The 12,765-nt window shown below is 71.7% G+C and carries 12 protein-coding genes and 1 pseudogene; 8 read left to right on the top strand and 5 right to left on the bottom strand.

Annotation, left to right across the window (positions count from 1 at the left end; translation table 11 throughout):
* The first annotated feature begins 1 nt into the window (after position 1).
* On the top strand, positions 2-667 hold the full coding sequence (locus ACIQAC_RS00955; RefSeq protein ID WP_402185793.1) for a TetR/AcrR family transcriptional regulator: 666 nt from the start codon (positions 2-4) through the stop codon (positions 665-667).
* Between the two features lie 47 nt (positions 668-714).
* Positions 715-1,872, top strand: a complete 1,158-nt coding sequence (locus tag ACIQAC_RS00950; RefSeq protein WP_402185791.1) for an acetyl-CoA C-acetyltransferase — start codon at positions 715-717, stop codon at positions 1,870-1,872.
* 113 nt (positions 1,873-1,985) lie between these two features.
* On the opposite strand, the gene ACIQAC_RS00945 is transcribed toward ACIQAC_RS00950, so the two are convergent.
* From ACIQAC_RS00945 to ACIQAC_RS00930, 4 genes and pseudogenes are all read right to left on the bottom strand, one after another.
* Complete coding sequence (locus tag ACIQAC_RS00945; protein WP_402185790.1) at positions 1,986-3,035, bottom strand: NAD(P)H-dependent flavin oxidoreductase; 1,050 nt, start codon at positions 3,033-3,035, stop codon at positions 1,986-1,988.
* Between the two features lie 76 nt (positions 3,036-3,111).
* Positions 3,112-3,885: a CoA-transferase subunit beta gene (locus tag ACIQAC_RS00940; RefSeq protein ID WP_402185788.1), complete on the bottom strand. Its 774-nt coding sequence runs from the start codon at positions 3,883-3,885 to the stop codon at positions 3,112-3,114.
* The gene (locus ACIQAC_RS00935; RefSeq protein WP_402185787.1) at positions 3,885-4,733 is read right to left on the bottom strand and encodes a CoA transferase subunit A; all 849 of its coding nucleotides are present in this window, start codon (positions 4,731-4,733) and stop codon (positions 3,885-3,887) included. Before ACIQAC_RS00935 ends, ACIQAC_RS00940 begins: the two co-directional genes overlap by 1 nt.
* 124 nt (positions 4,734-4,857) lie before the next feature.
* Positions 4,858-5,589 (bottom strand): annotated as a pseudogene (locus ACIQAC_RS00930) (enoyl-CoA hydratase family protein); the annotation flags it as partial.
* 149 nt (positions 5,590-5,738) lie between these two features.
* On the opposite strand from ACIQAC_RS00930, the gene ACIQAC_RS00925 reads away from it, so the two are divergent.
* Both ACIQAC_RS00925 and ACIQAC_RS00920 read left to right on the top strand, forming a co-directional pair.
* The gene (locus ACIQAC_RS00925) at positions 5,739-6,572 is read left to right on the top strand and encodes an SDR family oxidoreductase (RefSeq protein ID WP_402186918.1); all 834 of its coding nucleotides are present in this window, start codon (positions 5,739-5,741) and stop codon (positions 6,570-6,572) included.
* A complete protein-coding gene (locus tag ACIQAC_RS00920) occupies positions 6,569-7,480 on the top strand; it encodes an SDR family oxidoreductase (RefSeq protein WP_402185785.1) in 912 nt (303 codons plus the stop codon). The genes ACIQAC_RS00925 and ACIQAC_RS00920 overlap by 4 nt, the downstream gene beginning before the upstream one ends.
* A gap of 6 nt (positions 7,481-7,486) precedes the next feature.
* Here the strand turns inward: ACIQAC_RS00920 and ACIQAC_RS00915 are convergent, their stop codons facing one another.
* Positions 7,487-8,401 carry a hypothetical protein gene (locus tag ACIQAC_RS00915; protein WP_402185784.1) on the bottom strand — a complete coding sequence of 305 codons (915 nt, stop codon included), beginning with the start codon at positions 8,399-8,401 and terminating at the stop codon, positions 7,487-7,489.
* 124 nt (positions 8,402-8,525) lie between these two features.
* Between ACIQAC_RS00915 and ACIQAC_RS00910 the strand changes: the two genes are divergently transcribed.
* The 4 genes from ACIQAC_RS00910 to pepN all read left to right on the top strand — a co-directional run bounded on the left by ACIQAC_RS00910 (position 8,526) and on the right by pepN (position 12,763).
* The gene (locus ACIQAC_RS00910) at positions 8,526-8,966 is read left to right on the top strand and encodes a GNAT family N-acetyltransferase (protein WP_402185783.1); all 441 of its coding nucleotides are present in this window, start codon (positions 8,526-8,528) and stop codon (positions 8,964-8,966) included.
* Between the two features lie 105 nt (positions 8,967-9,071).
* Positions 9,072-9,422 carry a chorismate mutase gene (locus ACIQAC_RS00905; protein ID WP_402185782.1) on the top strand — a complete coding sequence of 117 codons (351 nt, stop codon included), beginning with the start codon at positions 9,072-9,074 and terminating at the stop codon, positions 9,420-9,422.
* A 147-nt stretch (positions 9,423-9,569) separates the two neighbouring features.
* On the top strand, positions 9,570-10,100 hold the full coding sequence (locus ACIQAC_RS00900) for a two-component system response regulator (protein ID WP_402185781.1): 531 nt from the start codon (positions 9,570-9,572) through the stop codon (positions 10,098-10,100).
* 161 nt (positions 10,101-10,261) lie between these two features.
* Entirely contained in the window at positions 10,262-12,763 is a 2,502-nt protein-coding gene (pepN, locus tag ACIQAC_RS00895; RefSeq protein WP_402185780.1) for an aminopeptidase N, read from the top strand.
* The last annotated feature ends 2 nt before the right edge of the window (positions 12,764-12,765 follow it).

Genomic DNA, 12,765 nt, shown 5'->3' with positions numbered 1-12,765 from the left:
CGTGCCGACCAAGAAGAAGCCCCAGGTGACCGCCGTGAAGAAACCCAACACGGGTGGTGCCGTGAAGAAGGGCGGGGGTGGAGCCGCCGCGGCCGACCGGCGGCACGAACTCCTGCACACCGCCGCCGAGGTCTTCGCCGAACAGGGCTACAACGCCACGACCGTACGGAAGATCGCCGACCACGCCGGGATGCTCGCGGGCAGCCTCTACTACCACTTCGACTCCAAGGAATCGATGCTGGAGGAGATCCTGCGGACCTTCCTCGACGAGCTCTGGGACGGCTACGACAGCGTCCTCGAAGCCGGACTCGGGCCGCGCGAGACGCTGGCCGCGCTGGTCACCGAGTCGTTCAAGGAGATCGACCGGCACCGCGCAGCCGTCGCGATCTACCAGAAGGAGTCCAGGCAACTCGTCGCGCAGGAACGGTTCGTGTTCCTCGCCGAGTCGCAGCGCAAGTTCGAGAAGGCGTGGCTGTCCACGCTGGAACGCGGCGTGGCGGACCGGGTCTTCCGCGCCGACCTCGACGTCCGCCTCACCTACCGCTTTGTGCGCGACACCGTCTGGGTGGCCGCGTCCTGGTACCGGCCGGGCGGACAGCACAGCGCCGAGGAGATCGCCCGGCAGTACCTGTCGATGGTGCTGGACGGGATCGCCGTACGGGAGTGACCCGTCCGGCTCTGCCAAGTGCCCCTTCGGGTGAGGGAGTTGTCGTCATGGCCGAGGCCTACATCGTCGAAGCGGTCCGTACGCCCGTCGGGCGGCGCGGGGGCGGGCTCAGTACGGTCCATCCCGCCGACCTGGGTGCGCACGCGCTCAAGGAGCTCGTCGCGCGGGCCGGGGTGGACCCGGCCGCCGTCGAGGACGTGGTCTTCGGCTGCCTCGACACCGTCGGACCGCAGGCCGGCGACATCGCCCGCACCTGCTGGCTGGCCGCGGGGCTGCCGGAGGAGGTGCCCGGCGTGACCGTCGACCGGCAGTGCGGGTCCTCGCAGCAGGCCGTGCACTTCGCCGCACAGGGGGTGCTCTCCGGCACGCAGGACCTGGTCGTCGCCGGCGGTGTGCAGAACATGTCCCAGATCCCCATCGCCTACGCCACCCGCCAGGCCGCCGTCCCCCTCGGCTTCACCGCGGGCCCCTTCGCCGGCAGCGAGGGCTGGCAGGCGCGCTACGGGGACCGGGCCGTCAACCAGTTCGTCGGCGCCGAGATGATCGCCGCGAAGTGGGGGATCAGCCGGCAGGACCAGGAGGAGTTCGCCCTGCGGTCGCACCGGCGGGCCCTGCGGGCCATCGACGAGGGGCGCTTCGACCGGGAGACCGTGGCCTACGGCGATGTCCGCGCCGACGAGGGGCCGCGGCGGGACACCTCCCTGGAGAAGATGGCCGCGCTCAAGCCCGTCATCGACGGTGGCACCGTCACGGCAGCCTGCTCCTCCCAGGTGTCCGACGGGGCGGCGGCACTGCTCATCGCCTCCGAGCGGGCGGTGCGGGAGCACGGGCTGCGGCCCCGGGCGCGGGTGCACCACCTGTCGGTGCGGGGTGAGGATCCGATCCGGATGCTGACCGCGCCGATCCCCGCGACCGCCCACGCCTTCAAGAAGACGGGGCTGACGATGGGGGACATCGATCTTGTCGAGATCAACGAGGCGTTCGCACCGGTGGTGCTGGCCTGGCTGAAGGAGACCGGGGCGGATCCGGAGAAGGTCAATGTCAATGGTGGGGCGATCGCGTTGGGGCATCCGCTGGGGGCGACCGGGGCGAAGTTGATGGTGACGTTGCTGCATGAGCTGGAGCGGGTCGGGGGGCGGTTCGGGTTGCAGACGATGTGTGAGGGGGGTGGGCAGGCCAACGTGACGATTGTTGAGCGGGTTTGAGGGGAGCGGTGGATGAGGTGGTGGGGTGGGGGGCGGGTTGTGTACCGGGTGCGAGTGGGTGGGGGCTTGTCGCGCAGTTTCCCGCGCCCCTGACGGCATCCACGCCACGCCCCTCACTCCGTGGTTGTCAGGGACTTCAGGACCTCCTCCGCCTCCCCCATGATCCTGGTCATCAGGGCGTCGCACGACGGCAAGTCGTCTATCAGGGCGGCTACCTGGCCGGAGGCCATGACGCCCAGGTCCGGGTGGCCTTCCACCATGGAGGCTCTTAGGAGCATGGGGGTGTTCGCCGCCAGGAGGACCTGGCTCCAGGTCAGGTCTTTGCCGTGTTTCAGGGCGCGGCCGTCGCGGAGCAGGGTGGGCCAGCCGGTGCCCGAGAGGCGGCGGAAGCGGGCCGCGTGACGTGCGGCCCGCAGGAGCGTTCTCACGCGGCCCGTGTTCTCCAGCGCGTCGACCAACTCCGTGCGGAGCATCCGGTGGGGCATGCCGTCCACGGCCCGGGTGACCGTGACGTCCTTGACGGTCGCCGCGAGATATCTCGCCTTGACCGCGTCCGGCACCGTGGAGTCGGAGGTGAGCAGGAACCGCGTCCCCATCGCGATCCCCGCCGCCCCGTACGCCAGCGCCGCGACCAGCCCCCGCCCGTCGAAGAACCCGCCCGCCGCCACCACCGGTATCTCCACCGCGTCCACCACCTGCGGCAACAGCACCGTCGTCGCCACGTCACCGGTGTGCCCGCCGCCCTCCCCGCCCTGCACGATCACCGCGTCCGCGCCCCACGCCGCGACCTTCTCGGCATGCCGCCGCGCACCGACGGTCGGGACCACGACCACGCCGGCCGCCTTGAGTTCGTCGATCAGCTCGCGGGACGGGGCCAGGGCGAAGGACGCCACCCGCACGCCCTCCTCGACGATGACGCGGATCCGCTCGGGCGCGTCCGAGGCGTCGGCGCGGAGATTGACCCCGAACGGCTCGGCGGTACGGGACCTGACCTCCCGTATCGCCTCGCGCAGCCGGTCGGGTGTCATGGTCGCGGAGCCGAGGATGCCGAGGGCGCCCGCGTTCGCCGCCGCGGAGACCAGTCGTGGGCCGGCGACCCAGCCCATGCCCGTCTGCACAACGGGATGCCTGACGCCCACGAGGCGGGTGAGGCGGGTGTCCATCAGCCGTCCGCCTTCCGTGCGGGTGCGGGTGCAGGAGCGGGCGCGGGCGCGGGCGAGGGCGCGGGAGCCGGCGGTGTCATCGGCCCACCTCCCGTGCCCGGGTGTCCGCCGGGTCGATCACCTCGCGGATCAGGCGCAGCTCCTCCGCCGTGGGGTCGCGGGTGTACGGCACCTCGTCCGGGATCGTCAGCGTGAAGCCCGTCGCCTCCGTGACCTCCTCCACCGTCACCCCCGGGTGCAGCGAGGCCAGTCGCATCGAGTGGTCCGGCGTCTCGAAGTCGAGGACACCGAGGTCGGTCACCACCCGGGGGATGCGGTGGTAGCGGGCGCCGGCCGCGCGGTCGTAGCCGACGCCGCACACCATGTCGACGCGTTCGACGAAGACCCGGGGCGAGTGTTTCGGGATCCAGTAACTCGTGGGGTTGTTGAGGGTGTTGACGGGTGCCCCGCGCACTCCGAGCAGCTGGCGTTTCGGCTGGTGCCAGTCGCCGATGCAGGAGATGTTCTGGTTGCCGAACCGGTCGATCTGGCTCGCGCCCATCATCACGTGCCGTCGGCCGCCGGTGACCAGCGCCAGGTGCTGCCGGTACGGCAACCAGCCCTCCACCGTGCCGTCCTGACCGACCAGCAGGGCCTCGCCGTCCGTCAGCAGCAGATCGGGGGCGAACGTCCGCCGGGCGAGCCGGGCGCCGACCGACGGGATCAGGCCCATCGGGCTCGCCAGGATCTCCCCGGCACCGCGCCAGGCCTCGGCGCAGGCGATGACGCAGTACTCGGCGCGGGTCGCGGCCGTGACGAGGTCGCCTGCCGTGCCGCGTGACTCCTCCGGTCCGTCCAGTGGTCCGTTCATCACGTCCGCTCCTTGTGCCAGTCCCGCACCGCCGCCTGGTACGCGGGCTCGTCCCCGTCCAGGAACCGGTCCGCGAACTCCTGCCACGGCCTGGTCGCGTACTCCCGCTGGAAGGCCTCGTCCCTGCCGTAGTCCGGCGCGCAGGACGTGAAGTGCGATCCGTTCGGCGCCTCGACCACCCCCGTCACCGTGTGCCGCTTGATCAGCAGGGTCTGCGGGGCCGCTTCCTTGGTCAGCTCGGCCGTGTCCACGATCCGCTCGCACGAGACGTACGCCGTGTCCGCCGCCTCGCAGAACAGGTCGTCGAAGTACGGGTCGGGCCCCAGGTAGGCGCCGTTGCCCTGCCGGTCGGCCCGGTTGACATGGACCAGCGCCGCGTCCAGCCGCAGGGCGGGCATGGCGACGAACGTCTCGCCGTCCTCGTAGGGCGAAGTCACCGTCTTCAGACCCGCGTTGACCCGCATCACGTCCGAGCCGATGCCGGCGCGCACCGGCAGGAACGGCAGCCGGTTCGCCGCCGCGCGCAGGCCCCACATGAACATCGCCTCGTCGACCTCCACCAGCTCGAACGCCCCGCGCTCGCGCGCCGCGCGGTAGTGCGGTTCGAGCGGGATCGAGTCGAGGGTGACGAAGGCGGCGACCAGCTTGCGGATCCGGCCCGCCGCGGCCAGCATCCCGACGTCCGGACCGCCGTAGGACACCACGGTGAGATCGGTGACCCGCGATCGTAGGAGCGCTCTCACCAGGGCCATCGGTTTGCGGCGCGAACCCCAGCCGCCGATGCCGACGGTCATGCCGCTCGCCAGCCGTCCGACCGCCTCCTCAGCGGTCATGGTCTTGTCGCTCATGGCCCCCTCCGTCCGTCGCCCGTCCGTCCGTCGCCCGTCCGTCCGTCGCCTGTCCGACCGTCGGCTGTCCGATCTCCGGTTGTCCGGCCGTCGGTTGTCCGGCCGTCCGCTGTCCGGCCGTCCGTTGTCCGAAGCTGTCGCGGACCCGGTCCGCCACTCCGCTCACACTCGCCTCGAAGGTGAAGCCCTGCTCGAAGCGGTAACTGCGCCGCACGTCGACCGGGTCGATGCCGTTGATCGCGGCCTTGGCCAGCCGGATCAGCTCGCCGTCCTTGGCGGCGATCTCGCGGGCCAACTCCAGTGCCGCCGCGCGCAGTCCGGCGCGCGGCACCACGCGCCACACCGAACCGTGCGTGTGCAGCTCGGCCGCGGTCGCCGTGCGGGACGTGTAGTACAGCGCGCGCATCAGGTGCTGTGGGACCAGCCGGGCCAGATGCGTGGCGGCGCCCAGCGCCCCGCGGTCCAGCTCGGGCAGTCCGAAGGTGGCGTCCTCGCTCGCCACGATCACGTCCGCGTTGCCCACCAGGCCGATGCCGCCGCCCAGGCAGTGGCCCTGCACGGCCGCCACCACGGGCACCTCGCACTCGTACACCGCCGAGAAGGCCGCGAGACAGCCCCGGTTGGCGCCGACCAGCGCGGTCTGACCCCTTGTCTGTATCTCCTTGATGTTCACACCCGCGTTGAACCCGCGGCCCTCCGCCGCCAGCACCACGCAGCGCACCTCGCCGTCACGGCCGGCCCCGCGCACCGCGTCGGCCAGCGCGAACCAGCCGTCCACCGGAACCGCGTTGACCGGTGGGAAGTCGACCGTCACGACGGAAATCCCCTTTTCCGCGGACGAGGTGGAGACACCCATGGACGCATCAGCTACCTTCGCACTCGACTGCCTTTCCACCAAACATTTGTTAGGTGTCAGGCTTCGAAGCTAGCAGCAGGCGGATCGAGGCGGGAGGGCCTGTGGAAAACCCCGTGTCCGACCTTGTGGAAAACCCGGCGTCCGACGCTGTGCGGGAATCGCACCGGCTCGTCGTCCCGGACCGGCTCGTCGTCGTCACCGGCGGCACCCGCGGTGTCGGCGCCGGCATCGCGAAGGCCTTCGCCGACACCGGCGCACGAGTCGTCACCTGTGCCCGCCGGCCACCCGAAGTGCCCGTCGCCGGAACCGAGTTCGTACCGCTCGACCTGCGCGACCCCCACGCCGTGCGGGACTTCTTCGCCGCGCTGCCCCGCCTCGACGTGCTCGTCAACAACGCGGGCGGCGCCCCCTACCGGCGCCTCGCCGACGCGGACGCCGCCCGGCACGTCCGGGTCGTCGAGCTGAACCTGATCGCCCCGCTGACGGCCTCGCTCGCCGCGTACGAACATCTCCGGCGGACGAGGGGCTCGGTCGTGATGATCGGCAGCGTCAGCGGCGGCCGGCCGTCGCCGGGGACGGCGGCGTACGGGGCGGCCAAGGCGGGCCTGGAGAGCCTCGCCCGTTCGATGGCCGTCGAGTGGGCACCCGACGTCCGCGTCAACACCCTCGTCGTCGGTATGGTCCGCACCGAACAGGCCCACCTGCACTACGGCGGCCGGGACGGCATCGACGCCGTCGCCGCCACCGTCCCGCTCGGCCGCCTCGCCGAACCCGCCGACGTCGGCGCCGCCGCGGTCTTCCTCGCCTCCGACGCCGCCGCCTACATCAGCGGGGCGAGCCTCCTCGTCCACGGCGGCGGCGAACGGCCCGCCTTCCTCGACGCGGCGACCGCCAACAAGGACCGCGCGGCAGCCGGCTCCCGGCCCGCCCCGGACAGCACCCCTGCCCCCGCAGACACGTCCATTCAAGGAGACCCGACATGACCGGAATCTGCGACGGACGGGTCGTCGTCGTCACCGGCGCGGGCCGCGGCCTGGGCCGTGCCCACGCCCTCGCGTTCGCCGCCGAGGGCGCGCGCCTCGTGGTCAACGACCTCGGCGTCCAGCTCGACGGCACCCCGCAGACCGCCCCCGACACGCCGGCGGGCCGCGTCGTGGAGGAGATCCGCGCGGCGGGCGGCGAGGCCGTCGCGCACGCCGGCGACATCGCCACCACCGTCGGCGCCGCCTCACTCGTACACACCGCCCTGGACACCTACGGCAGGCTCGACACGCTGGTCAACAACGCCGGGTTCCTGCGCGACCGGATGCTCGTCAACCTCGACGAGGACGACTGGGACGCCGTGGTCCACGTCCACCTCAAGGGCCATTTCCTGCCACTGCGACACGCCGCGGCACACTGGCGCGCGGAGGCCAAGGCGGGCCGTACGCCCACCGCGCGGATCGTCAACACCAGCAGCGGCGCCGGTCTCCTCGGCTCCGTCGGACAGGGCAACTACAGCTCCGCCAAGGCCGCGATCATCGGGCTGACCCTCGTCGCGGCGGCGGAACTGGCCCGCTACGGCGTCCAGGTCAACGCCATCGCGCCCGCCGCGCGGACCCGTATGACGGAACGCGCCTTCGCCAAGACCATGGCCGCACCCGAGGACGGGTTCGACGCCATGGCCCCGGAGAACGTCTCCCCGCTCGTCGTCTGGCTGGGCTCCGCCGCGAGCGACGGCGTCACCGGACGCGTCTTCGAGGCGGAGGGCGGCCGGATCACCGTCATGGAGGGCTGGCGCGCGGGCCCCACCGCGGACAAGGGCACCCGCTGGACCCCGGCCGAGGCGGGCAAGACGGCCCGCGAACTCCTCACCCGCGCGGAGCCACCGGGCGCCGTCTACGGGGCATGAGGTCGCCTATGTATCGCACTCCAGCACAGTCCTGCACAACGCACACCGCGCGCGTACCCGCCCCCGCACCGGCACCCTGATCCGCTGGTTGCAGGTCGGGCAGGGGAACGACACCCGCAGCGGCTCCTCGTCCGCCGAGAAGGTGTACACCGCCCCGGGAGCGGCGGCCAGGACGTGGCCCCGGGCACGGTCCCCGGCGTGGTCCTGGGCGTGGCGCCTGTCGCGCGCGTACCGGCGCCGCCCCGCCCACCCCGCCGCCGTCAGCGGAGGCTGCTGCTCGTCCCGGCGGGCCCGCGCCATGCCCTTCACATACGCCGTGTACGCCTGCGGACTGGTGAACCAGACCGACGGGTCCTCACCGAACACCAGCGCCCGCTTGGCCAGGACGTAACCGAACTCCTCAGGAGTGAGATAACCGAGCTTCTGCGACGACGCCGCGTCCTCCCGGTACGCGTCCAGCAGTAGCCAGCCCGCGCCCAGATAGGCCGCCGCGGTGTCCGTCAGGATCTCGTTGTCCCGCGTGCCGGGGAACGACAGCCCCAGGCGGTGCAGATAGACATGCATCGTCTCGTGCGCCAGCGCCGCCCCGATGTCCCGCCGGTGGGTGCGGAACCGGTCGTTCAGCTCGACGAAGTACTCCGGCCCCGCGGTGAGTTCGACGTTCGCCGCGTGCCGCATCGCGCGGAAGGCGACGATCAGCCGCGCGTCGGGCAGCCGGTAGTGCCGCACGAACTCACGCGCCACCCGCTGCGCCCCGAGATGCAGATCGTCCGTGTCGGCGAACGCCACGTCCGCCGGGGCCACACTCTGCGAGAACGTCTGGATCGTGTCGTACGACAGCCTCCTGTACAGCGCTGTGATCGCGGCCCGCACCGTCTCCAGGTGCGGAAAGCCGTGCTCGACCGGTCCGTCGTTCGCCACGCCCATACCCCCATGACGCCGTGAACCACCCGATTCCACTCTACGAGCACTCCCGCCCGGGGCGAGCGCCGGGCGGGGCGAAAAGCGGGTGCCGTGCCCGCTGACCTCGGGCTACCGTCGGGCGGTGACCACCGAATCTCCCACCGGCCCCGTCCTGCGTGTCGGCGGCGCGGACGACGCCCTCGAGAAGCGGCTCGACGCCGAGCTGACCGTGTTCAACACCACCGCCGTCGGTCTCCCCGAGCCCGAGGACATCTCCGTCACCGTCACCGACCCGGCGGGTGAGCTGGTCGGCGGCCTCACCGGGTCCGTCTGGGGCGGCCTGTGCTCCGTGCACCTGCTGTGGGTGCGCGAGGACCAGCGGCACGCCGGCTGGGGCAGCCGCCTGATGCGGGCGGCCGAGGAGGAGGCCGTACGGCGCGGCTGCACGGACATGACCGTCTCCTCGTACACCTTCCAGGCCCCCGGCTTCTACAAGGGCCTCGGTTACCGCGAGGCAGGTCGGCTCGGCGGGGTCCCCGGCGGCCACGAGGACGTCTACCTCCACAAGACCCTCGGAGCCTGAGACGGCACCGTCGGACCCGGGACGCCCGCGCCCGCTGTCCGCCCCCTGGGACGGACCACCTCCAGCACGGCGTGAACCCGCCCCGGCCACGTAGGGTGTTCGCCCATGACCACCAGCAACACCGGTACCGGAGACGTCGAGCCCGCCGTCCGCGAGGAGCTCGACCGGCTGCGCGACAGCATCGACAACATCGACGCGGCCGTCGTCCACATGCTCGCCGAACGCTTCAAGTGCACCCAGCAGGTGGGCCACCTCAAGGCCCTGCACCAGCTGCCGCCCGCCGACCCGGACCGCGAGTCCCGGCAGATCGCCCGGCTGCGCGGACTCGCCGAAAGCGCCAAACTGGATCCGGCGTTCGCTGAGAAGTTCCTCAATTTCATCATCGGCGAGGTGATCCGCCACCACGAGCGGATCGCCGAGGACACCGTCGGCAACAGGGCCGCCACGCCGCGCTGACCTCGCGGGACGCGAGCCGCGCACGGCACCTCCCGCGCGGGAGCGCCCTTCACCGGACACTCACGGGCACTCCTCGTCAGCCGACGGGCACTCCCCGTAGGCGACGGGGACTTAGGCTGGTGACCCACGTGGGAGGGAGGGCCGGCCATGCCGTCGGACGCCAGGATCCTCATCGTCGACGACCACGAGGACACGCTGTACGCCCTGGAGAGCGCACTCGCCCCGCTCGGCTACCTCCTGGCCCGCGCCACCAGCGGGGACGAGGCCCTCAAGCACGTCCTGCGCGGCGGGGTCGGCCTCCTGCTCCTCGACGTACGCATGCCCGGCGTCAGCGGCCTGGACGTGGTCCGCTACCTGCGCCGCCTGGAACAGACCCAGCACATCCCCGTCGTCCTGCTCACCGGCTTCGGCCCCGACCAGGAACTGACCGCCGCCGCCTTCGAACTCGGCGTCGCCGACCTGCTCATCAAACCCATAGACCCCTGGGCGCTGCGCACCAAGGTCCGCTTCCTGTACGACGCGCACCAGCGCCACCAGGCACTCGCGCGCGAAGTGGACGAACTGCGCGCCCAGCTCGCGAAGGACACCACGCTCCCCGACGGCTCCCTGCCCACGCGCGTACCCGTACAGCGCGACGGCCCGAGGGCCGCATCCGCCTCCACACAGGAGCGGACATGACCCCGGCCGGCCGGACATGACCCGAACACGACCCGAACATGACTCGGATACGACTCGGACAAGACTGGCATAGCAGTCGCATACCGGACATGGCGGTGCGAACCGAGCACGAAGCGGGCCGCCCCTGTGCGTTGTCAGAGCCATCAGGCAGCATGGCCTGCATGTCCGTTCTCACGCGCGACGAAGCGCAGACCCGTGGCAAGCTCCTCGACATCCAGCGGTACGTGATCGACCTCGATCTGACCACCGGGGACGAGACCTTCGACTCCCGTACCGTGATCCGGTTCACCGCCCGCGCCGACGCGGACACCTTCGTCGAGGTCAGGCCCGCCGAACTGCGCTCGGTCACGCTGGACGGACAGCCCCTCGACCCGGCCGCCCTCGACGACAACCGGCTCCCGCTGCACCTCACCGCCGGCGAGCACGAACTACGCGTCGACGCCGCCATGCGCTACTCCCGCACCGGCGAGGGCATGCACCGCTTCACCGACCCCAGCGACGGCGAGACCTACGTCTACACCCAGCTGTTCATGGACGACGTCCAGCGCGTCTTCACCGCCTTCGACCAGCCCGACCTCAAGGCCGTGTTCGAACTGACGGTGACCGCCCCGCACGGCTGGACCGTCCTCGCCAACAGCATCACCGAACACCACGGCGAAGGCCGCTGGCAGGCCGCCCCCACCCAGCCCATCTCCACCTACCTCGTCGCCGTCGCCGCCGGCCCCTGGCACTCCGTACGCGCCGAACACCGCGGACTGCCCTTCGGCATCCACTGCCGCCAGTCCCTCGCTCCCCACCTCGACGCGGACGCCGACGAACTGCTGGAGATCACCCGGCAGTGCTACGACCGCTACCACGAGAAGTTCGAAGAGCCCTACCCGTTCGACTCCTACGACCAGGCCTTCGTCCCCGAGTTCAACGCCGGCGCCATGGAGAACCCGGGCCTGGTCACCTTCCGCGACGAGTTCGTCTACCGCTCCGCCGTCACCGACACCGAGCGGCAGACCCGCGCGATGGTCATCGCCCACGAAATGGCCCACATGTGGTTCGGCGACCTCGTCACCCTCAAGTGGTGGGACGACATCTGGCTCAACGAGTCCTTCGCCGAGTACATGGGCTACCAGACCCTCATCGAAGCCACCCGCTTCACCGACACCTGGACCGACTTCGCCGTCGTCCGCAAGGGCTGGGGCTACGACGCCGACCAGCGCCCCTCCACCCACCCCGTCGCCCCCGAAGCCGTCGACGACACCGCCGCCGCCCTGCTCAACTTCGACGGCATCTCCTACGCCAAGGGCGCCTCCGCGCTGCGCCAACTCGTCGCCTGGCTCGGCGAGAAGGACTTCCTCGCCGGCATCAACACCCACTTCGCCCGCCACCGGTTCGCCAACGCCACCCTCGCCGACTTCATCGACAACCTCGCCTCCGCCACCGAACGCGACGTCCACGCCTGGGCCGACGCCTGGCTGCGCACCACCGGCGTCGACACCCTCACCCCCCGCGTCACCCGCGGCGACAACGGCACCTACACCCTCACCGTCGACCACGCCGGCGACCGCCCCCACCGCATCGCCGTCGGCCTCTACGACCAGGACCACTCCGACAACGACGGCCGGCTCGTCCTGCGCGACCGCCTCGACCTCGACATCCCGCAGACCGCACCCGAGTCCGTCGGCAAGCGCCCCGCACTGCTCCTCCTCAACGACGGCGACCTCACCTACACCAAGGTCCGCTTCGACCCCGAGTCCTTCGAGACGATCCGCACCCACCTCTCCGGACTGCCCGAACCCCTCACCCGCGCGGTCGTGTGGAACGCCCTCAGGGACGCCGTCCGCGACGGCGAACTCCCGCCCGCCACCTACCTGGAGACCGCGCGCGCCCACCTCCCGCGCGAGACCGACCTCGCCGTCGTCCAGGGCGTCCTCGGCTTCGCCGCCACCCAGATCGCCGACCGCTACCTCACCCCCGAGGCCCGCCCCGAGGCACTCGCCACCCTCAGCGCCCTGTGCCGCGACCTCATCCGCCGCACCGAGGACGGCTCCCACCCCGGCCTGCGCCTGATCGCCGTACGCCACTTCATCGACGTCACCACCCGCCCCGACACCATCGGCGCCTGGCTCGCCGACGGCATCGTCCCCGGCGGCCCCGAACTCGACCCCGAACTGCGCTGGCGCATCCTCGGCCGGCTCGCCGTCCTCGGCGCCGTCGACGAGAGCGTCATCACCGCCGAACTGCGACGCGACCCCAGCGCCACCGGCCAGGAAGGCGCCGCCCGCTGCCGCGCCGCCCTGCCCGACGCCGAGGCCAAGCGCACCGCGTGGGAGGCCATGTTCGTCCACGACGACCTCTCCAACTACCTGTTCACCGCCACCGCCCGCGGCTTCTGGCAGCCCGAACAGGCCGACCTCGTACGGGAGTACGTCCCGCGCTTCTACGAGGACGCCGTCGCCCTCGCCGCCCGCCGCGGCCCCGCCATCGGCGAAGCCGCCGGCCGCTGGGCCTTCCCCGACTACGCCGTCGACGCCGACGCCCTGCGCCTCGGCGAGACCTGTCTGCGCGACGCGGATCCCATCCCGGCCCTGCGGCGCAAGATCGTGGACCAACTCGACGACCTGGCACGCGCGTTGCGGGTACGGGAGACCCACTCGACCGCGCGGGACTGACC

The organism is Streptomyces sp. NPDC088387 (assembly GCF_044753385.1).
GTDB lineage: Bacteria > Actinomycetota > Actinomycetes > Streptomycetales > Streptomycetaceae > Streptomyces.
The sequence above is the reverse complement of the archived record's forward strand: the minus strand, read 5'-3'. Positions and strand labels throughout refer to the sequence as shown.